Consider the following 24,517-nt stretch of genomic DNA (forward strand, 5'->3'; position numbering starts at 1 on the left):
CGATGGCTGACAACCGGATCGTTGCGAAATCCGATTCAGACCCTCGGCCCGCCGAACTCAAATTGGTTCGGCGGGTCGGCGACGAACTGAAAAACGCTTCACAAGATTGTGGACGTCTACAAGTGCTGGTGTCGTCACTCTTGGACAAGACCGACCATCCGGATCTCGTTGGGGAATTCCATATGCTCCAGGATCTGGATCGGCTTCATCAGGTCCTCGCCGACTTGGCTTGCCTGTTGAACGAAATCGGTCGGAATTCGCAAGCGTTGACACCTGACCACACGGCTCTGGCCAACCTTTTGAAGTTGGCAAGCCTTCGGCATCGGCTTTTTCCGGAGCTCGCCAACACGGATTTGTCTGACGAGGATGAGGTCACCTTCTTCTAGGTTGAGCGACATCCTGTGACGCTTCGATTGTAATGAAGGGCTAGGCATCTCAGAAAAGCTCTACATCTTTCTTTTCGGCGCGTTCAGGCGACCGCAAAGGGACCTCTTGCGACACGTACTTGAGTCTTGCACGCCCGGTCCCCGGCCAGAACTCGACGCGGCGCGCGCTGGTGCCTCCGACGTCGTTCCCGACTTCGACGATGCCTTCCGTTTCTAGAAAATCTCGCACGAAAGCCGCATTCCGAAGGCCTGCATCCGACAAGCCGTCGATCATACGCGCGCCCCCGAACACCTTTGCTCGGAGGGTCCTCCGGTCCGCACCCAGACGGAGCAGCCCGTTTATGAGAAGCTCCATGGCATTGACCCCGAAACCAAATGCCGCATCGGCTGATCGAGTATCGTCGACGAACAGGACGTGGTTCATTCCACCGATCCCTCGACCCGGATCCCATATGCAGGCGGAGATACAGGACCCCAGCAGGGTCGCAATGACGGCGTCGGGTCCCCCGTCGATTGCGAAATCGCCTTGGGATATATAGGTCCGACCGGACTTTTTGTGCTGCAGGCTACTCACCTTCGACCTCCCGAACTCCCGAAACCTGCCTCGACGCTTCCTGTAACAGTCGCGCGGCGATCTTCGGCAATGGCACCGCTTCCTGAACACCACCCATATCGGCTGCGACACGGGGCATCCCGTAGACGACGCATGTGTTTTCGTCCTGGCCAAAGGTGGTGGCGCCGGCATTTCGTAGCGACCTGAGGCCTTCTGCGCCATCGCGGCCCATCCCGGTCAAGAGCGCCGCCACAATCGATGACGCGTGAGGGACCGCGGACAAGAACATCTCATCGACTGACGGGCGATGGCCGGAACGCTTCGGCGCGGTGACGAGGTTTGTCTGGAATGGCTCATCCGCGTCGATGTGCAAGTGATAGTGGCCGCCGGGTGCGATCACGATCTCGCCCTGCTCTACGCGCATTTTTTCGCGGGCTAGGCGGACCCGCGGGACAACGGCTGCGTTCAGTCGAACCGCGAAACTCGCCAGAAAATTCTCGGGCATATGCTGGGTCACCATCGTCGGCGGGCAATTCTCGGGAAACTCGGAGAAGACGCGTTCCAATGCTTCGACACCACCCGTAGATGCCCCAATCAGGATGGTTTTTCCGTTCCATCGGAAATCATTCGCTTGCGGGACCTTTTTTGGGCGCAGCCTGTCCCGTCGCGGCGCTATGCTCGAGGTTGAAAGCTCGAAGAGCAATTCAGCAAGATGCGCGAGGGTGGACCGCGTTTCGCCGAACCGAGGTTTCTCCACACAGTCAAGCGCACCGAGGGACAGGGCGCGTAAAGCCGCTTCGCTGCCCTTGGCCGTCAGCGAAGACACCATGACGACCGGCATAGGCCGGGACCGCATCAACCTTTCCAGGAATTGCAGCCCGTCCATGCCCGGCATTTCAATATCGAGCGTCATGATATCGGGGCTCAGGGCCTTTACCATATCTCGCGCTTCGCGCGCTGAGGACGCTTCGCCAACGATCTCAAGACGATTGTCTCCTTCGAGGCCGGTGCGGATTAGTTTTCGCATCGTTGAGGAGTCGTCCACGATCAGGACACGGCGGGGACGGTTCATTGGCACCCCGTCCCTCAGAATTCGTCCCACCCATCATCGTCGGGCGCCTGCGACACGGCGGTGGCGGTGGTCCCGGTCGCTCGGGCCGCGCTGGCTGGCGATCGCGCGGGTGCGGTGTCGCGTTTGGTCGTGAAGGCCACGGGGGCAGCCGCCTCGCGGGCCGGGGCGCCGGTCTGGAAGCGGCCCATGGTCCGGGCCAGCGTTTCGGCTTCACGGGTCAGCGCATGGCTCGCCGCGGTCGTCTGCTCGAACATCGCCGCGTTTTGCTGGGTCACCTGATCGAGCTGGTTCACCGCCGCGTTGATTTCGGCAAGGCCCGAGCTCTGTTCACGCGAGCTCACCGCGATCTCGGAGACATGTTTGGAGATTTCCGACACGCTTTCGACGATCCCCTTCAGCGCCTCGCCCGCCTGTCCGACGAGGTCCACGCCGCGTTTGACCTGGCCGCCCGAAGCCGAGATCAGCTCGTTGATTTCGCGCGCGGCATCGGATGACCGCTGCGCCAGCGCCCGGACCTCCGAGGCGACGACGGCGAAGCCGCGCCCCGCTTCGCCGGCCCGAGCCGCCTCGACGCCCGCGTTCAGGGCCAGAAGGTTGGTCTGGAACGCGATATCGTCGATGACGCCGGTGATCTTGGAGATCTGGGTCGACGAGTTTTCGATCTCGCCCATCGCCGTCACTGCCTCGCGCACGACCTCGCCCGAGGCTTCCGCGTTTTCGCGGGCCTTGTCGACGATCTCGTTGGCATGGGTCGCGCCATCAGCCGCCGACCGCACCGAAGAGGTGAGTTGATCGAGCGCGGAGGCGGTTTCCTCCAGCGTTGCCGCCTGTTTCTCGGTCCGGGCCGACAGGTCGTCCGCGGCGGTGGAAATCTCGGCCGCCTCGCCGGTGATGAGATCGGCGTTCTCGATCACGCCGCGCATCGCCTCCAGCAGCTTGTCGGCCGCCTTGTTGAAGTCGTTGCGCAGTTGTTCGTAATCCTCGGTGAAAGCTTCGTCGATCCGGGTCATCAGATCGCCCTCGGCCAGAGCTTCCAGACCTTCGCGTAGCGCGTCCACGACCTTGTCCTGTGTGACCTTGGCCGCTTGGCGTTCCGCTTCGGCCCGGTCGATGGCTTCACGGTCTTCGGTCACGTCGTTTCCGACCAGAATGATGCGCAGAAGTTTCCCGTGTACGTCCTGAACGGGTGTGAAACCGCCGTCCACGATCGTGACGCCGCCCCCGCGCCGCTTCAGCTTGAACGATCCATAGACGGTCTGGCCCTTGCGAAGGCGGTCGAAAACGGTGCCACGCTCTTCGGCCAAGGTCGTGTCGAAGTCGAACACCTCGTCGGTGCGGACGCCGCGCAGGTCTCCGGTTCCCATGTTGCAGGCCGAGCGGAACAGGGCGTTCGCGTCGAGAAGTTCGCCCGAGACGCCGAATTCGGCCTTGATCTGGTTCGACTCGATGGCCGTCAGGATCGCCTCGTTCATGTATTGCTCGGTCTTGTCGGACCATTCGATCACGTAGCCTTCGAGCGAACCGTCATCGTTTTCGACGCTGCTGATGACCAGTTCGAAGCGGCCTTCGCCGACGCTGATGTTCGCCTTGTAGGGAAGATTGGCGGGATCACCGAGCAGTCGGCGCACCTTGTCCTTCAACGCGCCGGGATGGAAGAAGTCCATGTCGGTGCCGACGACGTTCTCGGGGTCGAACCCTTTCGCGGCCTTTTCGAAATCGGTCCGAAACTTGCGCATGATCTCCATGACCGAGTTGTTCGCCGACATGATGCGCATGTCGGCGCTCGCCATCATGATGGCGGCGGAGGAGGCCTCAAACGCTTTGCCACGGAACCGGTTTTCCTGCGCCAGTTCGGTACCCATCTTCAATGTCATGCGAAGGCTGTCGACGGATTTCCCGAGATCGCCGAGTTCGTCGCCGCGCCGCGCCGTCTTGATGTCGATGTCGTAGTTCTCGCGCGACACCTCGTCGACGATCCTAGAGACGTCGACGAGAGGCTTGGTGATCCAGGCGCGGATTCCGGCCATCATGAGGAGCAGCCCCGCCAGCACGACAGCGGCCGAGATCAGGATGACGCGGTTCTGAACCAGTCGCGCTTCGGCGATAAGGTGTTCAGCCGTCCAGGCCAAGGCCACAGCGCCCACGGCACTGTCGCGTTCACCGTAAAACACGGGCACGGCGATGTTGTAGCCGTCTCCGGACACGACCGTTTCACCGGTCCCCACTGCGCGTTCCGCCAATGTCGCGAGTTCGCTTTCGAGGTCCGGTGCCTGCCCTCCCGCGGAAATCACGCTTCCGTCCGCTTTCGTTGCAAGGCCATGCACCGTCTCGGCGTTTTCATGGTCGGTCAGGCCGTGAATCTGCGCCGAAATGTCTTCGGCGTCGCCGAAGGCGATCGCGCCGCCCAAGGACTCAGCCGTCATCTCGGAGATTTCCAGCGCCGAATGCTTCAACACGGTTTCGAGTTCGTAGACCGCCGCGCCCGTGTAGAGCCACGACGTCAGGGCGGTCAGCAAGGTCGACATGACAAAGATGACGCCCGCGAGCTTCAAGAAGATCGAATTGATGCGGACACCGCCGCGCTTTTGGGATTTCTCAGTCTTGTCCATGACCTTGCGTCTCCAGTTGGTCGTCTTGGATTAGAACAGGGCTTCGGCGTTGATGCCGACAGTCATCGCACCGATGACCTCGCCGCTGTCCGGATCGGTGATCGCGAAGGACGCTTGGCCCTGATACGAGCGTGTCGATTCGTCTTTTTCGATCTCGGAGAAATGGCGTGCGTCGGCACCCACACCGTAGGTTTCGGAGAACTTGGCTTCGTCGCCCTGCCAGAAGTCGGAGGTCGTCGCCGAAGCCGCGACGTTCAGGCCGTGATCGTCCATGATGAACACTTCGGTGATGGCCCCGGCCGAGGCATCGACACGCGCACGCAAAAAATCCGATGCCGCGCTGTCGATGACGCGCGAAATGGTCGGGGTGTCGGCCTGCCCCACCTCGTTTCGCCACGCCTGATCCATTGCGTCGATATTGGCCTGCGTCAGGCCCGCGTGCGCTTCGTTCTGGGCGCGGATCGCATCGACGAGAACCGGGTCCGTCGCCCAGGGCGCGACATTTTCATCGAGAAAGGCCCCCATCGCCGTGGAGGCATCGTCGGCGAGAACGGGGGTCGCGAGGCCCAGGGCCAGCGCGGTGGCGAGAAGTGATTTCATGTCGGGTCTCCGTTGCAGGACATTTCCCCGGGATCGGGGACATGGTGCGAGACCCTACGCGGCTTGTCTTTCTCGTCGGTTAATGGCCCTCAAACGCTGCGGCGCAGATTTAGGAACATCTTTCAAATTGATGATTTCAAACGAGAAAGGGCCGCTCCAACGAGCGGCCCTTCCGACATAAACGATCCCTTGGGATCAGCGCTTCGAGAACTGGAAGCTGCGGCGGGCTTTCGCACGGCCGTATTTCTTCCGTTCCACGACGCGGCTGTCACGGGTCAGGAAACCCGCGGCCTTGAGCGCCGGGCGCAGCGACGGTTCGTAGAGTTGCAGCGCCTTCGAGATGCCGTGCTTGACCGCACCGGCCTGCCCCGAAAGACCACCGCCCACGACGGTCGCCATCACGTCGAATTCGCCTTCGACACCGGCGACGGTGAAGGGCTGACGCAGGATCATCTGGAGCACGGGACGGGCGAAGTACTTGTCCATCTCCTTGCCGTTGACGGTGACCTTGCCGGAGCCCGGCTTGATCCAGACGCGGGCGACCGCGTCCTTGCGCTTGCCGGTGGCATAGGAACGGCCCAGCTCGTCACGAACGGGTTCGCGCGGCGCCGAGGTTTCGATGACGGTTTCGCCTTCGGTGCCTTCGACGACCGAGTTCAGCTCATCAAGCGATTTGATTTCTTCAGCCATGATCAGCCCTCACGCGAATTCTTTTTGTTCATGGATTTGACATCCAGCACTTCGGGCGACTGGGCCTCATGCGGATGCTCGGCCCCGGCGTAGACGCGCAGGTTGGTCATCTGCTGGCGGCTCAGCCGGTTGCCCGGCAGCATGCGCTTGACCGCGAGGGTCAGGAGACGCTCGGGGTATTCGCCTTCGAGGATCTGGCCGGCGGTGCGGTTCTTGATCCCGCCCGGAAAGCCGGTGTGCCAGTAATGGATCTTGTCGGCACGCTTCTTGCCGGTCAGCTGCACCTTGTCGGCATTGATGACGATGACATTGTCACCGCAATCCATGTGCGGGGTGAAGCTGGGCTTGTGCTTGCCACGCAGACGCATGGCGATGATCGAGGCAAGACGGCCCAGAACAACGCCTTCAGCGTCGATCACGACCCATTTCTTGTCGATATCTGCAGGGGTTGCAGAAAAGGTTTTCATGTCATTCGGCCCTTGGTGGGTTGTCGGATGGCGCGGTTTTAGTGATTTCGCGCGTCCGGTCAAGCGCTTTGTTTCCGGCAAATGCAAGCGATTTCAATGGCTTGCAATTTGGGTATTATTTTACCCCACCTATTCGGGCCGGATTTCCGGTGCGATGAGTGCCCGCGCCTCCTCGGACCCGCGCAAACGGTGGTGAAACGCCTCGAGGCTCGCCCGGGTCTCGTCCTGCGTTTGCTGCCTGAGGAGCGACCCGAAGTCATCCTCGAGTTCAAGGCTCTTATGGGTCCAGGCGAGGATCGCCAGCGCATGTTCGGCGCGCCCCAGCCCCTTGTAGGCCTCGGCACGGTAATGGCGCAGAATCTCACGCTCATCCGCCATTTCGAGGATCGTGGGGATCAGACGCTGGCGCACGAAGACGCCGAACTTGTCCAGCATCGCCCCCTGCACTTCGGGATCGCGGAACTCGAACGGCCCCATGCGTTTTTCGGGCAGCACGACACGGGACCGCGTGATCGCCGTCGCGCTCCACGGGCGATACCCGGTTCCCTTGCCATGTGCGACGAGTTGCTCGACCGGATCCCACACGACCTGCGGCACCGGAATGACGCGCATCGCGCCCGAGCGCAGGAATTGCGCCTGCATCCCGACGCCCCCCCACATCTCGTCATTCATCTGCCAGACGGCAAGGCCACGGCGCCGGCGCATAAGCCCCAGCGCGACGAGTTGCCCCGTACAGGCCTCCAAGACCGCTTTCGTATGTTCTTTCATGGACTTGCGGCTCGTTCCTTGCGATTCCAGAATAACCGAAATGGTCCAATCTCCGAGCGAAAGTTAAGAGCCGGTAGAAGAAACACGTTGTCTCGTTACCGGGGCGGAGACAATCCCGCCTCGGCCCGGCACATTGACCACCGATTGCATACGATCGAAGTGGCGCGGCCATACGACGCCCCCGCATCGCCCGCATGCAAACCGTAGCCGCCCGAATCCTTTCGGAGCGGGCAAACCCCGCCGCGTCACTCAGGACGGCAGATTTCGCCCCGCAACGTGGCCAGAACCGTGCGGTAGACCAGATCGATCACGACGAGGATCAGGATCACCAGCACCCCAAGGCCGATGGCCTGATGCGCCGCCGTCCCTTCCAGCCGCGCGAACAGGAACGACGCGATCGACAGCGCGGCCAGCGGGAACGACAGGGCCCACCAGCTCAGGGCGAAAGGAATCCGGGCGAGGCGCGGAATCTGAGCCACCACGAGGGCCGCGAAGATATAGGCGATATAGATCAGGCTACGTGCGAACCCGTCGACGGCCCCCACCATCGCGATATAGGCCACGAAGGCGACCGACGGCGGCGCGATCAGGATCACCATCGTCGGAAACAGCCGGGCCGGGATCGGGTCGTGAAACACCAGCCGGTTCATGACGAGGGTCAGGAGCACGCCCCAGAACATCATGCCGCCCGCGAAGAAAAGCCACGACAGTTCGATATAGCCCATGCGCGCGCCGGCCACCGGGACGATCACGTTGCCGACGGCCGGAATGAACCACGCCGGCGTCAGGTGCCCGACCTGAAACGACCGATGGCTGATCCAGCCGGTCACGACCGCGATGGTCAGCACCGCCTGCCCGGCGGCCCCGACGATCCAGAGCGGCTCGGACAGGGCCGGATGGGTGTCGCGCAGGGCGGTCGCCAGCAGAAGCAGAGAAATCGTCATCGTCGGGAAAAACGCGATCCGCACCGGATGCTGCCACTCCTCGATCACGGCGCGGGGGTGGCGCAGCAGCTTGGCGAGGTAGAACGCGGCGATGGTGACCATCACACCGACGGCCACCCAGACCATGACCTCGGCCACCACTTCGGTCCACCCCAGCACGGGGGCCGAGGCGCGCAAGGCCAGCGTCAGGCCCAGAAGCCCCATGACGATGGCGAAGAAGGTGATGGGAAAATGCTCCAGCCGGTTTCCCGCAATGGCGTCGCCCGTTGCCTCGGTCATCCTGTCTCTCCCGATCCGTTCACATTACGGATACTGCATGTGTTCCCGGCGCCCGACCTTGACCCAAATCAACGGGCCGTCATTGCTCCGGCGGGATCGAATAGGTCAGCCCCGCCCGCGCGACCGGCGCATCCTGACCTTCAGAGTAGATGAGCGTATCGCCCACGGCGAGGACTTTGCCGAGCTTCAGAATCCGCGTCTCGGCCCGCAGGTTCGCATTGGCGACGGGCTTGCGCATGAAGTCGATGGCGCAGTTCGTCGTGACCGCCAGCGCCTTCGGCCCGATCATGGCGAGGATGCCGAGGTAAACCGACACATCCGCCAGCGCGAACATGGTCGGACCCGACACGGTGTTGCCGGGCCTGAGATGCTTGTCATCCACCAGCGCGCGGGTGGTGATCCGCATCGGGGACACGTCCAGCACCTCGAAATCGCCGGCCACCTGCGGGAAATGCTCGACGAGGAACACGTTCAACTCGTCCAGCGACATCTTCAACTGCATCTTTATCCTCCCTCATGTCGCGCCTATCGTTGGTCAACGGACAAGGGAGGACAAGATGACGGATATCCTGCTGCGCGAGGACGTGGCGTCAATCGCGACGCTGACACTGAACGATCCGGGCAAGCTGAACGCGCTGTCCGACGCCATGCTCGCCGCGCTCAAGGCCGAATTCGCGGCGCTGCGCGAGGATCGTTCGATCAAGGCCGTGGTTCTGGCGGGCGCGGGCAAGGCGTTCTGCGCGGGCCATGACCTCAAGGAAATGCAGGCCGGGCGGCAAAGCGAGGACGGCGGGCGCGCCTATTTCGCGGACCTCTTCACCCGCTGCGGCGAAGTCATGCAGATGATCCCCACCCTGCCCCAGCCGGTCATCGCGCGCGCACACGGCATCGCCACCGCCGCGGGCTGCCAACTCGTCGCCTCCTGCGACATGGCGGTCGCCGCGACCGGCACCCGGTTCGGCGTGAACGGCGTGAACATCGGCCTTTTCTGCTCCACGCCCATGGTCGCCCTCAGCCGCAACGTGCCGCGCAAACAGGCGTTCGAAATGCTGACAACGGGCGAGTTCATCGACGCCAGCCGCGCCCGCGAGCTTGGCCTCGTCAACCGTGTCGTCGCCCCCGAAGACCTCGAAGCCGAGACGACCGCGCTCGCCACGACTGTGGCCGAAAAACTCGCCTCGGCCGTCAAGATCGGCAAACAAGCCTTCTACGAACAACTCCAGATGCCACTGGATGCCGCCTATGCCTTCACCGGCGACGTCATGGTCCACAACATGATGGACACGGACACCGCCGAGGGCATTCAGGCCTTCATCGAAAAGCGCAAACCCGACTGGCCCGCCTGATCTTCTCTGTTTCATAAATACTTCGGGGAGCGCGAGGGGCTGGCCCCTCGCTCCCGTCCCATCCGCACGCGCCACGCACGAACACCTCCACCCCGCTTTCGCTGCACCTGCAAAGGCGCTAGGCTTCCCGCGACTCTCATCCCGCAGGAGCGCGCCGCATGGACAAGATCAAGGTCGACAACCCCATCGTCGATATCGACGGGGACGAGATGACCCGCATCATCTGGGATCTCATCAAGACGCAGTTGATCGCGCCTTACCTCGACATCGACCTGCTCTATTACGATCTGTCGATCCAGAAGCGCGACGAGACCGACGATCAGATCACCGTGGACGCGGCGATGAAGATCAAGGAGGTCGGCGTCGGCGTGAAATGCGCCACCATCACGCCGGACGAAGCGCGGGTCGAGGAATTCGGGCTGAAGAAGATGTGGAAGTCGCCCAACGGCACGATCCGCAACATTCTGGGCGGCGTGGTGTTTCGCCAACCGATCATCTGCAAGAACGTGCCGCGCCTCGTGCCGGGCTGGACCAAGCCGGTGGTCGTCGGGCGCCATGCCTTCGGCGATCAATACAAGGCCACCGATTTCACCTTCCCCGGCAAGGGCAAGATCACGCTGAAGTTCGAAGGCGAGGACGGCACCGTCATCGAGCGCGAGGTCTATGACGCCCCCGGCGCGGGCGTGACGATGGCGATGTACAACCTCGATGAGAGCATCATCGACTTCGCGCGGGCGAGCTTCAACTATGGCCTCAACCTCAAGTGGCCCGTCTACCTGTCCACCAAGAACACGATCATCAAGGCTTATGACGGGCGCTTCAAGGACCTGTTCCAGCAGGTCTTTGACGAGGAATTCAAGGACCAATTCGACGAATTGGGCCTGTGGTACGAACACCGGCTGATCGACGACATGGTCGCCTCGTCGCTGAAATGGTCGGGCGGCTATGTCTGGGCCTGTAAGAACTACGACGGCGACGTGCAGTCCGATACCGTGGCGCAGGGCTATGGCTCGCTCGGGCTGATGACCAGCCAACTCATGACCCCGGACGGCAAAATCGTCGAGGCCGAGGCGGCCCACGGCACCGTCACCCGCCATTACCGACAGCACCAGAAGGGCGAGGCGACCTCGACCAATTCGATCGCCTCGATCTATGCCTGGACCGGGGCGCTGAAGCACCGCGCCAAGCTGGACGACAATGCCAAGCTCAAGTCGTTCGCGGAAACGCTCGAGGCCGTCGTGATCGCGACCGTCGAGGGCGGGCAGATGACCAAGGATCTCGCCCTTCTGGTCGGCCCGGATCAGGGATGGCTCACCACCACCGGCTTCCTCGACGCTGTGGACGAGAACCTGCAAAAGGCGCTGGGCTAAGGCCCTCAACCCTTCCGTAACCCAAGCCCGCTACCTTTCGCCCTGCGTTTCGGCGCAGAAGGGGAGCGTGCCATGCCGATCATCGGAGTCTACGACTGGTCCGCCGTGTCGATTCCGGCGGCGCTTACCCCGGATCACCGCGACACCGACCTCGACGCCAACGATCCTGGGGCCCTGAACTACGACCCCTCGAGTCCGACTTGGATCGGGCAGACCTATACCTATACCGGGGCTGGCCCGGTGCACCTCAAGGTCATCGACGATGACGGGATGCTCGAGGACAATAATGCCGAGACCGGGGCGATGGCGGTGCTTGCCGAAGAGGTCACCCTGAACGGCGTCACCTATGCGGCGGGCAGCACGGTCTACTCGGAATTTTCGCTGGTCGACGGTTCCGGCGCCGAAGTCTGGATCATCACCATCGACGGCACCAACGTGGGCTTCTCGCCTCAGGTGCCTTATTACTACGTGCCGCCGGGGGCCACGTTCTACCCGAAGGCGAGCAGCGATGTCGCGCTGAACAGCAGCAGCACGGGCGACACGAACACGGTCGCATATGCGGGCGTGGTCTGTTTCACGGCGGGCACGATGATCGACACGCCGTCCGGTCCGGTTCCGGCGGAGCGTCTTGGGCCCGGCGACCTCGTGCGCACGCTCGACCATGGCGCGCAGGTCTTGTGCTGGACCGGGGCGCGCCGAGTATCGCTGGGACGGTTCCCCAACCGAAATCGCCCGGTGTCCTTCGCGCCCGGCAGCCTTGGGGGCGGCTGGCCACGCCGCACCCTCGTCGTGTCCCCCCAACACCGAGTGCTTTTGCGCGGGGGCGAGGTTCGGCGCAGTTTCGGGGTGGATGAGGTTCTGGCCCCAGCGATCGGCCTGACCGATCTGCCGGGCGCGCGCGTTCTTCATGGGCGTTCGGTCGCGACCTATGTTCATCTTCTGCTCGCGCACCACGAAGTGCTGATTGCGGACGGCGCCCCTTGCGAAAGCCTGCACCTTGGCCCGATGACCCGGCGCGCGTTGGGGAATAGCCTTCCGCCTGGGCTCCGGCATGAACGCTCTGCCCGCCCGCTCGTCACCCGCGCCGAGGCGGCACGACATGCCCGGCGATTGCGCAAACGGGCGCGCAAAGCGCAAGCCGTCATCGGCCTGTGCGACGTGACGGTCTGAACGCGCGCGACCTCTTCCCTTCCCCGACGCCCGCGCCTAGCCTGACCCGAAGCAGGAGGCGAGCATGGTCGACGCGGTCGAACTTCACATCACCTATCCGGACGCCGAGAGCGCGCAGGCGGCTGCCGCGGCGCTGGTCGACGCGCGGCTCATCGCCTGTGGGCAAGTCAGCGCGGTCACATCGGTCTATCGTTGGAACGACGAGATCGAGCGCGAGCCCGAATGGCTTCTCACCGGCAAGACGCTTGCTTTGGCGCTGCCCGTGGTGGCCGACAAGGTGCGCGAAACGCACCCCTATGACGTGCCGCAGATCACCGCGCTCCCGATCGTGTGGGGGGCGCAGGATTACCTCGACTGGATCACCGACAACGTGGACGCCTGATGCCCTATCTCATCCTTTTCTTCGCCGTGGTCGCCGAGACCATCGGGACCACCGCGCTTCAGGCGAGCCAGCAGTTCACGCGGCTCGCCCCCAGCATCGTCGTGGTGATCGCCTATGGCATTTCCTTCGCGCTGCTCGGCTGGGCGCTCAAGTTCCTGCCGGTCGGCATCGCCTATGCGATCTGGTCGGGGCTGGGCATCGTGCTGATCGCCTTCATCGGCTTCGTCGTGTTCGGTCAGCGGCTCGACCCCGCCGCGATCTTCGGCATGGCGATGATCCTTGGCGGGATCTTCGTCATTCACCTGTTTTCCAAGACGGCCCCGCACTAGATGCTTCTGCTCTCCGCCCCGCCCGACCGACACTCGCTGGTCGAGGACGCCGTCGCATATGTCATCGCGACGACACTCGTCGCGCTCGGCATCGTGTTCCTGCAAACCGCCGGGCTGTTCACCGGCCAGATCGCGGGAACCGCTCTGATCCTGTCCTACTTGGGCGGCTGGCCCTTCGGTCTGGTCTTTTTCCTCCTGAACCTTCCGTTCTACGTCTTCGCCGCCCTGCGCATGGGCTGGATGTTCACGATCAAGAGCTTCATCGCCGTCATCCTGATGTCGACCGTGTCGGAGTTTTTCGCAGATACCATCACGCTCGACCTGCCGCATCCCGCCTACGGGGCGATCATCGGTTCGGTTCTGGCCGGTATGGGGCTTTTGAGTTTCTTTCGTCACGGGGCATCGCTTGGCGGGATCGGGATGCTTGCGCTGTATCTTCAGGACCGGTTCGACTTTCGGGCGGGCCTGACGCAGCTCATCTTCGATGCGGGTGTTTTCATCGTCGCCTTCTTCCTGTTCGAGCCGAAGGTGGTGATCTGGTCGCTGCTTGGCGCGGCCTTCCTGAACATCCTGATCGCGCTCAACCACCGTCGCGACCGCTACATCGCCAAAGGCTGACGCAGCGGAGGTTTTGACAGCCGGCCCACGCAGGCGCCCAATGGCTGCGGGAGGACGACATGACCGACAAGAGCTTTATCGAGACGAACGGCATTCGGCTGGCCACGCGCATCGAGGGCGACGGGCCGCTCGTCATCCTCGTCCACGGCTTCCCCGAAACCGCGTATAGCTGGCGCAAGCAGGTGTCGCCGCTGGTGGAAGCGGGTTATCGCGTGTGTATTCCCGATGTGCGCGGTTACGGCAATTCGGACGCGCCGGGGGCCGTTTCGGCCTATGCGATGGAGGTCATGACGCGCGACTTTCTGGGTCTCGCGCAGGCGTTGTCGGATGAACCCGCCGTCATTGTCGGGCATGACTGGGGCGCGCCCTTGGCATGGAACACCGCGCGGCTCTTCCCTGAGCAGTTTCGCGCCGTCGCTGGGCTTTCCGTGCCTTATGCGCCGCCCGGCGACGTCGCGCCGATCGACCTTTACCACAAGCTTTTTACCGACAAGGGCCGCTTCTTCTATCAGGTCTATTTTCAGGACGAAGGCGTGGCCGAAGCCGAGTTGGAGGCGGATGTCGAAGACAGCCTCGCCAAGTTCTACTACGCGTGGTCCGGCGACTGCCCGCCGAACGGATGGCCCACCGACAAGGCGCATGGCGACCCGGTGCTCAAGGGTCTGCCCCGGCCCGATCTGCCGCTGCCGTGGCTGACGCAAGATGACCTCGACAGCTACGCCGCAGATTTCCGCACCTCCGGGTTTCGCGGCCCGCTCAACCGATACCGCAATCAGCGCGAGGATCACGCGTTTCTCAAGGCGCACCCGTCGAACCCGATCATCCAGCAGCCGAGCCTTTTCCTTTATGGCGACCGTGACCCGGTGCTGACTATGTTCCGCACCCCGCCCGAGGATCTCCTGCCCAAGACGCTGGCCGACCTGCGCGGCGTGCACCGCCTGCCCGGTGTCGGCCACTGGACCCAGCAGGAAGCGCCCGAAGCGGTCAACAAGGCGCTCATCGACTGGCTCGCCACGCTTTGACGCCGCTTTGCCCCTAGCCATTCCGCCCGTCCGCCTGTAAGCGACCCGCGAGCAGGACAAGGACCCCGCAATGGAAATTCGCAATATCGCCATCATCGCCCACGTCGACCACGGCAAGACGACCCTCGTGGACGAGCTTTTGAAGCAGTCGGGCGCGTTTCGCGAAAATCAGGCCACGTCCGAGCGGATGATGGATTCCAACGACCTCGAGCGGGAGCGCGGGATCACGATCCTTGCGAAAGCCACCTCGGTCGAATGGAAAGGCACGCGCATCAACATCGTCGACACCCCCGGCCACGCCGATTTCGGCGGTGAGGTGGAGCGTATCCTGTCGATGGTCGATGGCGTGGTCCTGCTGGTCGATGCCGCCGAAGGCCCGATGCCGCAGACCAAGTTCGTCACCTCCAAGGCGCTGGCGCTTGGCCTGCGCCCGATCGTCGTGCTGAACAAGGTGGACAAACCCGACGCCGAGCCCGACCGCGCGCTGGACGAGGTATTCGACCTGTTCGCCAACCTCGGCGCCGATGACGACCAGCTCGACTTCCCGCATATGTACGCCTCGGGCCGTTCCGGCTGGGCCGATGCCGACCTCGACGGGCCGCGCAAGGATCTCTCGGCGCTCTTCGCGCTGATCGTGAACCACGTCCCGAAGCCCCGTCAGCTTGCCCATCAGGGCGAGGACTTTAAGATGCTGGCGACCACCCTGGGTGCCGACCCGTTCCTCGGGCGCATCCTCACCGGCCGTGTCGAGAGCGGCAAGCTGAAGGCGGGCGCCACGGTGCAGGCGATCAGCCGCATCGGGCAGAAGATCGAACAATTCCGGGTGTCCAAGATCCTCGCCTTCCGTGGTCTCGGCCAGACCGAGATCGACGAGGCTGTTGCGGGCGACATCGTTTCGCTCGCCGGGATGGGCAAGGCCACCGTGTCAGACACGATCTGCGCGCTTGCGGTCGAAGAACCGCTCGAAGCTCAGCCGATCGACCCGCCGACCATCACCGTGACCTTCGGCATCAACGACAGCCCGCTTGCCGGTCGTGACGGCAAAAAGGTGCAGTCGCGCGTGATCCGGGACCGGCTGATGAAAGAGGCCGAAAGCAACGTCGCGATCAAGATCAAGGACACGCCGGGCGGCGAGGCCTTCGAGGTGTCGGGGCGCGGCGAGCTCCAGATGGGCGTGCTGATCGAAAACATGCGCCGCGAAGGGTTCGAACTGTCGATTTCGCGCCCGCAGGTCATCATGCGCGAAGAGGATGGCGTGCGGATGGAGCCGGTCGAGGAAGTCACCATCGACGTGGACGACGACTATTCCGGCGCGGTCATCGAAAAGATCACCGGCGCGCGCAAGGGCGATCTGGTCGAGATGAAACCGGCGGGCGCGGGCAAGACGCGCATCGTGGCCCACGTGCCGTCGCGCGGTCTGATCGGCTACCACGGCGAGTTTCTCACCGACACGCGCGGCACCGGCGTTCTGAACCGCGTGTTCCACGGCTGGACCCCGCACAAGGGCGCGATCCCGGGCCGTCGGGCGGGCGTTCTGATCTCGATGGAAGATGGCGAGGCCGTGGCATACGCGCTGTGGAACCTCGAAGAGCGCGGCAAGATGTTCGTCGAGCCGCAGGAGAAGGTCTATCAGGGCATGGTGATCGGCGAACACTCGCGCGACAACGACCTCGAGGTGAACCCGCTCAAGGGCAAGAAGCTGACCAACGTGCGCGCCTCGGGCACCGATGACGCGGTGCGCCTGACCCCGATCAGCCGCATGTCGCTGGAACAGGCCATCGCCTATATCAACGACGACGAACTGGTCGAAGTCACGCCGAACGCGATCCGCCTGCGCAAGCGCCATCTCGACCCGCATGAGCGCAAGCGCGCGGCCAAGTCGGCCTGATCGCGAAAAATCGAACACGACGAAAGGCCGGCGCGGTTTCCCGCCCGGCCTTTTTTCATGGCGCGACCCTGCTCAGTTGCAGGGAATGGGTTTCATCAGCTTGTAGGAGGCTTCGACCAGCGTCCGCTCTTCGCGGTAGACCGCCGGATATTCGACCAGCTCGACCCGGCCCGTCGACCGCTTCACATAGGCCTGCCGTGCGGGTTCCATCAGAACCTTTTTCACCGAGTATTTGGCCGGAACCATCACCTCGTTGAAACAAGCCAGCAATTTCACCCGGTCGTTGCCGATGTTGATATAGCGCTCCTCGGCCGACACCGACCCGGCGGCGGCGATGAAAAGGAGTGTCAGGATTGCCCTGCGCATTGCTCGTTCCTCAGTCTTTTTCAAACCGAAGCATTGTCGACAAATGCGGCACAATTATGCCCGCGCTCCGGAATTCTTCCGGCAGGTCGCGGGCGGGCGTTAAGGTTAATGCACGAAAAAGGGCGTGGAGATCGCCCCCCACGCCCAAAGGCTTGCCATGGCAGCTTGGACTTAAGCCCTTACTTGCACTTCGCCGCTTTGGCGACGTAGTGGCCGGGGGCCGTCATGGTCTTGATCTCTTTGTAGACGGCCGGGTAATGCACCTTGACCATCTGACCTTTCTTGTTGTGCTCCCACTCGGTGTGAGCCGCCATGATCAGCTTCTTCGAGTAGGCGTACGAGGCCGGTACCCAGACTTTGTCATAGCAGGCCACAACGTGACCTTCCCAGGCAAAAGCCGGGGCAGCGAAGGCCGAAGCGAGCACAGCGCCAGCAATCAGTTTTTTCATTGATCGATCTCCCAAATGAATTGTTGGTAAATGAACCTTAACTAAGTTTTTCACAGTTGCGCGACAGGAATTCTCGTTTCCACCCCGTTAAACCCCCGATATTCCTTGGTTTTAGGTAAAATCCCCCAAATCCGGCTGAATCGGTTCAGTTTTGGCACCAATCCTGTGGCATGTTCGAAACATGCTAGGTTTCCCCTTTGGAAACAGCGTGATGAGAGCCAGCGTCGCGTTTCCGGGCCGGAAACAATGCCACAATTTTGCCGAATCACCGGGTCGGCTGGAAAAGGCCCAGTCGCCCGGTTTCGGGTCTGTTTGGCGGTTTCTTGCCGGGGAGTTACTCAGTCGTCTCGATGATGACCAGATCACGCTCGGACGCGCCACGCGCGTGGTCGAGTGCGGCCTGATACTCGGGCGAGTTATAACAGGCCTCAGCATCCTCGACGGTCGGGAATTTCGCGACCACGTTGCGCGGGCGATCCGTGCCTTCAAGCTGCACATAGCGCCCGCCGCGCGCGATGAACGCGCCGCCATGCTTGGCGATGGCCGGGCCCGCAAGCTCGGCATATTTTCCATAGGCGTCGGCGTCGGTGACCGTGACGTGCGCGATCCAGAGTGCGGGCATCTTATCCTCCAATTACCGATTTGGCCGCGGCGATCGCGGCATCTGCGTTGGCGGCATCCTTGCCACCGCCTTGCGCCATGTCGGGGCGGCCACCGCCGCCCTTGCCGCCAAGTTCGGCCACCGCCGCGCGCACGAGGTCGACAGCCGACACCGTATCGGTCAGGTCGGGCGTCACACCCGCGGCCACGGCCGCCTTGCCGTCGACATCCGCGATCAGCAGAACGGCACCAGAGCCGAGCCGCGCCTTGTGCTCGTCGATCAGCGGCGGCAGGTCGCGACCGGACACGCCCGTCAGCGACTGGGCGAAGAACGCCACGCCGTTCACCTGTTCGGCGTCCGGCCCGGCCCCTGCGCCACCGGACATGGCGAGTTCCCGGCGCAACTGGTCGACCTGCCCGGCCAGTGTCTTGCGTTCGTCCAGAAGGGCCTGAAGTCGCGACAGCACGTCCTGCTCGGACACTTTCAAAAGTCCCTCGACCTCGGACATGAGCATTTCGCGGCGGCGCAGTTCCCCCATCGCCGCCTCGCCTGTCAGCGCCTCGATCCGGCGCACGCCGGCCGAGGAGGCGGATTCAGCCGTCAGAACGAACGCGCCGATGTCGCCCGTGCGTTTCACATGGGTGCCACCGCACAATTCGATGGAATAGGTTTCCTTGTCGACGCCCTTGCCGGTCGCCGCGCGACCCATGGAGACGACGCGCACCTCGTCCCCGTATTTCTCGCCGAAGAGCGCCTGCGCGCCAAGCGCACGCGCATCGTCGGGGGCCATGATACGGGTTTCGACCGGCGTGTTCTGCCGGACGTAGGCGTTCACATCGCGTTCGACCCGCCCGATCTCATCCGCCGTCAGCGCCTTGTTGTGGCTGAAGTCGAACCGCAGACGGTCGGGCGCGTTGAGCGAGCCGCGCTGCGCCACGTGATCGCCAAGCGCCTCGCGCAGCGCCTCGTGCAACAGGTGCGTGGCGGAGTGGTTGGCGCGAATGGCCGAACGGCGGTCATGCTCGACCGTCAGTTCCGCGCCCTGCCCGCGTTCGATCGACCCCTCGACCACCTCGGCGAAATGGATGAAGACGCCCGCCACCTTCTTGGTGTCGGTGACACGCGCCTTGCCGGTCTCGGTCGTGATCGTGCCGGTATCGCCGACCTGACCCCCGGCTTCCGCGTAGAACGGCGTCTGGTTCACGACGATCTGAACGCTGCCGGTATCGACCTTGTCGGTCTTGTCGCCGTCCGCGACAAGCGCGACGATCTGGCCCTCGGCCTTTTCGGTGTCGTAGCCAAGGAACTCGGTCGTGCCTTTTTCTTCGGCGATATCGTACCAAACGGTCGCATCCGCCGCTTCGCCGGACCCCGACCATGCGGCGCGCGCTTTCGCCTTTTGCTCGGCCATCGCCGCGTCGAAGCCTTCGGTGTCCACCAGCCGGTCCTTTTCGCGCAACGCATCCTGCGTGAGGTCGAGCGGGAACCCGAAGGTGTCGTAAAGCTTGAACGCCGCTTCGCCGGGAAGCGCAGCACCTTCGGGCAGTTTCGCCAGTTCCTCGTCCAGCAGTTTCAGGCCGCGATCAAGCGTCGCCTGGAACCGGGTTTCCTCGGTCAGCAGGGTTTCCTCGATCATCGACTGGGCCTGTCCGAGTTCCGGGTAGGCCTGACCCATCTGCCGCACGAGTTCCGGGACAAGACGGTGCATCACCGGGTCTTTGGCCCCCAGCAGATGCGCATGGCGCATGGCGCGGCGCATGATCCGGCGCAGCACGTAGCCACGCCCCTCGTTCGAGGGCATCACCCCGTCGGCCATCAGGAACGAGGTCGAGCGCAAGTGATCCGCGATCACGCGGTGGTGCACGTTGTGGTCACCATAGGGGTCGACGCCGGTGGCATGGGCCGATGCCTCGATCAGCGCCTTGAACAGGTCGGTGTCGTAGTTGTCGTGGCTGCCCTGAAGCAGCGCGCCGATCCGCTCCAGCCCCATGCCGGTGTCGATCGACTGCATGTCCAGTTCGCGCATCGAGCCGTCTTCGAATTGCTCGTTCTGCATGAACACGACGTTCCAGATTTCGATGAACCGGTCGCCGTCCTCTTCGGGCGAACCCGGAGGGCCACCCCAGATGTGGTCGCCGTGGTCATAGAAAATCTCGGTGCAGGGCCCGCAGGGGCCGGTTGGGCCCATCTGCCAGAAGTTGTCCGAGGTGGCGATGCGGATGATCCGCTCTTCCGGCACGCCGACCTTTTTCCAGATCTCGAACGCTTCGTCGTCGGTGTGATACACCGTCGTATAAAGCTTGTCTTTCGGGATGCCGAACTCACGCGTGATGAGCTCCCACGCGAAGGGAATCGCCTCTTTCTTGAAATAATCGCCGAACGAGAAGTTGCCGAGCATCTCGAAGAAGGTGTGGTGACGGGCCGTGTAGCCGACATTGTCGAGGTCGTTGTGCTTGCCCCCGGCGCGCACGCATTTCTGCGAGGTGGTCGCGCGGGTGTAGTCGCGGTGCTCGACCCCGGTAAACAGGTTCTTGAACTGCACCATGCCGGAGTTCGTGAACATCAGCGTCGGATCGTTGCGCGGGACGAGCGGCGAACTGTCGACGACCGTGTGGCCGTTCTTTTCGAAATAGCTGAGGAAAGTGGAGCGGATATCGTTCAGGCTGGCCATGGCGCGGGTCCGGGCATTCTTGGTTTCGGTCCGCCCGGTTTATCGGGGGTCACGACCACTGTCCACCACGACGAAAAAGGACAGGCCAAGGCCTGCCCTTTCCCGAGTATTCTCCGCGCCGGTTTCACCCGTCACGTGGGCCTTTTCCGGAGTTGGCCGTCTCCGACCGATCAGTCCTCGACCACGTCCGCGTCGTCGAAGTCGGCGCCGCCCATATCGAAGTCGAGGCCATGCGCCGCGCGGATCTTGTCCTCGATCTCAAGCGCGATGGAGGGATTTTCCTTGAGGAAGGTCTTGGAGTTCTCACGCCCCTGCCCGATCCGCTCGTCGCCATAGCTGAACCACGCGCCCGATTTCTCGACCACACCGGCCTTGACGCCGAGATCCAGAAGCTCGCCGGTTTTCGAGATGCCTTCGCCATACATGATGTCGAATTCGACCTGCTTGAACGGCGGGGCCACCTTGTTTTTCACCACTTTCACGCGGGTCGCGTTGCCCACGACTTCGTCCCGGTCCTTGATCGCGCCGATGCGGCGGATGTCGAGACGGACGGAGGAGTAGAATTTGAGCGCGTTACCGCCCGTGGTGGTTTCGGGCGAGCCGAACATGACGCCGATCTTCATCCGGATCTGGTTGATGAAGATGACCATGCAGTTCGACCGCGCGATCGAGCCGGTGAGTTTGCGCATCGCCTGAGACATGAGGCGGGCCTGCACGCCGACGGAGGAGTCGCCCATGTCGCCTTCGAGTTCCGATTTCGGCGTCAGGGCCGCGACCGAGTCGACGACGACCATGTTCACCGCGCCCGAGCGCACCAGCGTATCGACGATTTCCAGCGCCTGTTCGCCGGTGTCGGGCTGCGAGATCAGGAGTTCGTCAAGGTCGACGCCCAGCCGCTTGGCATATTGCGGGTCGAGCGCATGTTCCGCGTCGACGAAGGCGCAGACCCCACCCTTTTTCTGTTCCTCGGCCACGCAATGCAGCGTCAGCGTCGTTTTGCCCGAACTTTCCGGGCCGTAGATCTCGATGATCCGGCCTTTGGGCAGCCCGCCGATCCCCAGCGCGATGTCGAGACCGAGCGAGCCGGTCGATGTCGAAGCGATCTCGGCCACCGGGTTGTCGGCGCCGAGCTTCATGATCGAGCCTTTGCCGAATTGGCGTTCAATCTGCGCCAGTGCGCTGTCGAGCGCCTTCTGCTTCTCGCTGTCGCGTTTCATATCAAGGTCCAGGAGGTTTGCGGTTGCCATGTTTTCCATCCTTATTCCATACCCGGAGCCGGGCAGCAATTGTTGCTCTTGTTCGCCTCTTGTTCTGGTTTTCTACATGAAGAACAAAAGAGAACGTTTCAAGAAAATTCTATGGATTCACCTTGCGCCAAGCTTGGTTAACAAACCTTTAGCGCAGGAAGGATCGGAGTGGATTTCTGGAAAGTCGCGTTATTTCAGACGCTTGACCTAGTGGATCTGGGCCGCGACCGTGGCGGTCAGTTCCGAAAGCGAAAACGGCTTGGGCAGGAACACCGAGTTCGGGATGCGCTTTTGGTGTTCGGACACCGATTCCTCGGCATAGCCCGACACGAACACGACCTTGACGCCGGGTCGGTCCTCAAGAGCCTTGGCTACCCAGGTCGGCCCGTCCATGCCGGGCATGATGACATCCGTGACCACCACGTCGATCTTGAGCGTCGGATCTTCGAGCAGGGCGAGCGCGGATTCGGCGCTGTCGGCTTCGAGCACCGTATATCCGCGCAGCGCCAACGCACGGGAGGCGAAGGCGCGCACCGGCGCCTCGTCCTCGACCAACAGCACATTGCCCGACTTGCGTTCGAGGTTCGGATCATGCGTCGGTTTCGGCACCGATGCCTTCTCGGCATCCTCCAGCGTCGCCGGCGCGGGCGCGCGCTTGTCCTCGATCATCCGCGCGGCGGCTTCGCGCAGGACCGCATCCGTGCGCTCCTTCTCGGCCACCATGGTCGGTGACAGCATGTGGTCGGCGGGCGGTTCGTAGACAGGGAAATACAGGCTGAACGTGGTGCCCGACCCCTCGACGGAATCCACGAAGATGAACCCTCCGGATTGTTTCACGATGCCATAGGCCATGGAAAGGCCAAGTCCGGTGCCCTTGCCCGCGCCTTTGGTGGTGTAGAACGGCTCGAATATCTTGGCGATCCTCGAGGGCGGAATGCCGTGGCCGGCGTCGATCACGCGAATGGTGACGTAATCCCCGCGTGGCACCCGCACGCGGTCGCGTTCCAGCGCACGGTCGAGATACACGTTATGCACCTCCAGACGGATGGTGCCGCCGCCGGGCATCGCGTCGCGCGCATTGACCACGAGGTTCATCACGACCTGTTCCAACTGGCGTTTGTCGGCGCGCACCGGGCGGATGTCCTGATCGTGGAGATAGTCGAGCGTGATGGTCTCCCCCACCAGACGCCCCAAGAGATGCACGAGATCGGCCATGCTGTCGGCAAGGTCAATGACGTCCGGGCGCAGGGTCTGCTTGCGCGAAAACGCCAGAAGCTGACCGACAAGCGCGGCGGCCCGGTTCGAGTTCTGCGAGATCTGTTTGAGGTCAGGGAAATCCTCGTCATCCGGGTTGTCGTGACGCAGAAGCAGCAGGTCGCAATGCCCGGAGATCGCCGTCAGCAGGTTGTTGAAATCATGCGCGACCCCACCGGCCAACTGGCCGATCGCTTGCATCTTCTGGCTTTGCACGAACTGCGTTTCGAGCGTTTTCAATTCGGTCGCATCGCTCATGACGACGACAAGCGCATCGCCTTCGTCGTCACGCACCTTTTCCAGCGAGATTTGCAGGAAAGTCTCGTCCTCGCCCTCGCTCGTGCGCAGGGTTTCGGTCCGGCCCAGATTGCGGCCCACCCAAGCTTCGGACAACCAGTCCGACACGGGCCGCCCCAACCCTTCCACAAGATCCGAGAACAGACGCCCCAAAACCTCGTCGACGCCCAGCAGCTTGCGCGCGCGTGCGTTCGCCATCGAAACGCGTCCGTTCGGCGCCAGACGCAGTAGCGGAACGGGCAGGCTTTCGACCACGCCCCAGTCGGCGGCTTCGAGCATCGGGGATTTGGGTTCGGGCAGCAGATAGATCTCCCGCCGCCCGGCCGAGCGTTCGACCTCGGCCACCAGCACCGGCATGACGCCCCGCGCGCCGTGGATCACGTGGGTTTCGCCGGGCCGGAGAGGGAGGTCCGAGAACACCCGGTCGAGCGTGGATTCGCGCCCGCCCAAAAGACGCCGCAACGCTTCGTTCATGGAAAGGATCGCGCCGGATCGCGAGGCGGTCATCATCGGCAGGCCGATGTCGTCACCGGATTGGCCCGACGGGCGCATCGCCCCGACCTCCTCGATCCGCCACAGGAAGGTTTCCGAGCCGACGCGATGCACCGACACGTTGACCTGCCCGCCCCGGATCGCCACGCCTTCGCGCGCCGCCCCCAGCGCCAGTGCGCGGTTTTGCAGGCGATAGAGCAAGGTCGCGGGCTGGAGCCAGAGATCGCCCAGCACCTCGGTCAGCGTCTGACCCTCGCGCGCCTCGAACGCCGTTCGGGCCGCCGCGTTGGCGAACCGGATCGCGCCGTCGGGGTCGGTCATCAGCGTGGGCGCCGAATCCTCGGCAACGAGCGCCTCGGTCAGGCTTCTTAGGCTTTCGGCCGCCCGGTCGTGCCAGAACTTCAGACCGAATGTCAGAAGCGCGACGGACAGGAGCGTGAGACCGATCAGGAAAAGAAGCAGCGCGGCGACCGGGGGCACGACGAACCAAGAGCCGCCCAACGCGACGAGTGCCACAAGCACCACCGCCCAAAGGCGCGGCGCCAACCCAAGCGCCGCCCGGGTCATCGGGCCAGGTGTAAGGACAACGTGGGACAAGACCCTACCAAGCGTTGATTCGACTGCGCCTCAGTCAACCTAGTCAGCGT

Annotated in this window: 24 protein-coding genes; 9 read left to right on the plus strand and 15 right to left on the minus strand. The window is 63.2% G+C overall.

Annotated elements, in window-relative coordinates; all coding sequences use genetic code 11:
• Positions 1–2: 2 nt before the first annotated feature.
• The gene (locus FCT00_RS12200) at positions 3–386 is read left to right on the plus strand and encodes a hypothetical protein (RefSeq protein ID WP_138423209.1); all 384 of its coding nucleotides are present in this window, start codon (positions 3–5) and stop codon (positions 384–386) included.
• Positions 387–435: 49 nt separating this feature from the next.
• On the opposite strand, the gene FCT00_RS12205 is transcribed toward FCT00_RS12200, so the two are convergent.
• The 9 genes from FCT00_RS12205 to FCT00_RS12245 form a co-directional block, all read right to left on the minus strand.
• Positions 436–810 carry a chemotaxis protein CheD gene (locus FCT00_RS12205; RefSeq protein ID WP_235889022.1) on the minus strand — a complete coding sequence of 125 codons (375 nt, stop codon included), beginning with the start codon at positions 808–810 and terminating at the stop codon, positions 436–438.
• A 142-nt stretch (positions 811–952) separates the two neighbouring features.
• On the minus strand, positions 953–2,011 hold the full coding sequence (locus tag FCT00_RS12210) for a protein-glutamate methylesterase/protein-glutamine glutaminase (protein ID WP_138423210.1): 1,059 nt from the start codon (positions 2,009–2,011) through the stop codon (positions 953–955).
• A 14-nt stretch (positions 2,012–2,025) separates the two neighbouring features.
• On the minus strand, positions 2,026–4,620 hold the full coding sequence (locus FCT00_RS12215; protein WP_138423211.1) for a methyl-accepting chemotaxis protein: 2,595 nt from the start codon (positions 4,618–4,620) through the stop codon (positions 2,026–2,028).
• A gap of 30 nt (positions 4,621–4,650) precedes the next feature.
• A complete protein-coding gene (locus FCT00_RS12220; protein ID WP_138423212.1) occupies positions 4,651–5,220 on the minus strand; it encodes a cache domain-containing protein in 570 nt (189 codons plus the stop codon).
• Between the two features lie 195 nt (positions 5,221–5,415).
• The gene (rpsI, locus tag FCT00_RS12225; protein ID WP_008328853.1) at positions 5,416–5,910 is read right to left on the minus strand and encodes a 30S ribosomal protein S9; all 495 of its coding nucleotides are present in this window, start codon (positions 5,908–5,910) and stop codon (positions 5,416–5,418) included.
• A gap of 2 nt (positions 5,911–5,912) precedes the next feature.
• On the minus strand, positions 5,913–6,377 hold the full coding sequence (gene rplM, locus FCT00_RS12230; protein ID WP_008328855.1) for a 50S ribosomal protein L13: 465 nt from the start codon (positions 6,375–6,377) through the stop codon (positions 5,913–5,915).
• A 129-nt stretch (positions 6,378–6,506) separates the two neighbouring features.
• Positions 6,507–7,145: a hypothetical protein gene (locus FCT00_RS12235; protein ID WP_008328857.1), complete on the minus strand. Its 639-nt coding sequence runs from the start codon at positions 7,143–7,145 to the stop codon at positions 6,507–6,509.
• A gap of 245 nt (positions 7,146–7,390) precedes the next feature.
• Entirely contained in the window at positions 7,391–8,368 is a 978-nt protein-coding gene (locus FCT00_RS12240; protein WP_138423213.1) for an SLAC1 anion channel family protein, read from the minus strand.
• A 79-nt stretch (positions 8,369–8,447) separates the two neighbouring features.
• Complete coding sequence (locus tag FCT00_RS12245) at positions 8,448–8,870, minus strand: PaaI family thioesterase (RefSeq protein ID WP_008328860.1); 423 nt, start codon at positions 8,868–8,870, stop codon at positions 8,448–8,450.
• Positions 8,871–8,925: 55 nt separating this feature from the next.
• On the opposite strand from FCT00_RS12245, the gene FCT00_RS12250 reads away from it, so the two are divergent.
• The 8 genes from FCT00_RS12250 to typA all read left to right on the plus strand — a co-directional run bounded on the left by FCT00_RS12250 (position 8,926) and on the right by typA (position 16,493).
• Positions 8,926–9,714 (plus strand): enoyl-CoA hydratase, encoded by a 789-nt coding sequence (locus FCT00_RS12250; protein ID WP_138423214.1) that lies wholly within the window; start codon positions 8,926–8,928, stop codon positions 9,712–9,714.
• 158 nt (positions 9,715–9,872) lie between these two features.
• Entirely contained in the window at positions 9,873–11,084 is a 1,212-nt protein-coding gene (locus tag FCT00_RS12255; RefSeq protein ID WP_138423215.1) for an NADP-dependent isocitrate dehydrogenase, read from the plus strand.
• Positions 11,085–11,156: 72 nt separating this feature from the next.
• Complete coding sequence (locus tag FCT00_RS12260; RefSeq protein WP_138423216.1) at positions 11,157–12,254, plus strand: Hint domain-containing protein; 1,098 nt, start codon at positions 11,157–11,159, stop codon at positions 12,252–12,254.
• A 64-nt stretch (positions 12,255–12,318) separates the two neighbouring features.
• Positions 12,319–12,636: a divalent-cation tolerance protein CutA gene (gene cutA / locus FCT00_RS12265; RefSeq protein WP_138423217.1), complete on the plus strand. Its 318-nt coding sequence runs from the start codon at positions 12,319–12,321 to the stop codon at positions 12,634–12,636.
• The gene (locus tag FCT00_RS12270; protein ID WP_171042978.1) at positions 12,633–12,965 is read left to right on the plus strand and encodes a DMT family transporter; all 333 of its coding nucleotides are present in this window, start codon (positions 12,633–12,635) and stop codon (positions 12,963–12,965) included. The genes cutA and FCT00_RS12270 overlap by 4 nt, the downstream gene beginning before the upstream one ends.
• Positions 12,966–13,583, plus strand: a complete 618-nt coding sequence (locus tag FCT00_RS12275; protein ID WP_008328868.1) for a YitT family protein — start codon at positions 12,966–12,968, stop codon at positions 13,581–13,583. It abuts the gene before it with no gap.
• 59 nt (positions 13,584–13,642) lie between these two features.
• Positions 13,643–14,605, plus strand: a complete 963-nt coding sequence (locus FCT00_RS12280; RefSeq protein ID WP_138423218.1) for an alpha/beta fold hydrolase — start codon at positions 13,643–13,645, stop codon at positions 14,603–14,605.
• A 70-nt stretch (positions 14,606–14,675) separates the two neighbouring features.
• A complete protein-coding gene (typA, locus tag FCT00_RS12285) occupies positions 14,676–16,493 on the plus strand; it encodes a translational GTPase TypA (RefSeq protein ID WP_008328871.1) in 1,818 nt (605 codons plus the stop codon).
• A gap of 72 nt (positions 16,494–16,565) precedes the next feature.
• On the opposite strand, the gene FCT00_RS12290 is transcribed toward typA, so the two are convergent.
• The 6 genes from FCT00_RS12290 to FCT00_RS12315 all read right to left on the minus strand — a co-directional run bounded on the left by FCT00_RS12290 (position 16,566) and on the right by FCT00_RS12315 (position 24,437).
• Entirely contained in the window at positions 16,566–16,859 is a 294-nt protein-coding gene (locus tag FCT00_RS12290; protein WP_138423219.1) for a hypothetical protein, read from the minus strand.
• A 179-nt stretch (positions 16,860–17,038) separates the two neighbouring features.
• Complete coding sequence (locus FCT00_RS12295; RefSeq protein WP_138423220.1) at positions 17,039–17,308, minus strand: hypothetical protein; 270 nt, start codon at positions 17,306–17,308, stop codon at positions 17,039–17,041.
• A 334-nt stretch (positions 17,309–17,642) separates the two neighbouring features.
• Positions 17,643–17,930 carry a DUF1330 domain-containing protein gene (locus FCT00_RS12300; protein WP_138423221.1) on the minus strand — a complete coding sequence of 96 codons (288 nt, stop codon included), beginning with the start codon at positions 17,928–17,930 and terminating at the stop codon, positions 17,643–17,645.
• 1 nt (position 17,931) lies between these two features.
• Complete coding sequence (gene alaS, locus FCT00_RS12305) at positions 17,932–20,580, minus strand: alanine--tRNA ligase (protein ID WP_138423222.1); 2,649 nt, start codon at positions 20,578–20,580, stop codon at positions 17,932–17,934.
• Between the two features lie 170 nt (positions 20,581–20,750).
• Entirely contained in the window at positions 20,751–21,827 is a 1,077-nt protein-coding gene (gene recA / locus FCT00_RS12310) for a recombinase RecA (RefSeq protein WP_040884382.1), read from the minus strand.
• A gap of 207 nt (positions 21,828–22,034) precedes the next feature.
• On the minus strand, positions 22,035–24,437 hold the full coding sequence (locus FCT00_RS12315; protein WP_138423223.1) for a hybrid sensor histidine kinase/response regulator: 2,403 nt from the start codon (positions 24,435–24,437) through the stop codon (positions 22,035–22,037).
• Positions 24,438–24,517: the final 80 nt, after the last annotated feature.

The sequence above is a fragment of the Maritimibacter alexandrii genome (genome assembly GCF_005871115.1).
GTDB classification, from domain to species: domain Bacteria; phylum Pseudomonadota; class Alphaproteobacteria; order Rhodobacterales; family Rhodobacteraceae; genus Maritimibacter; species Maritimibacter alkaliphilus.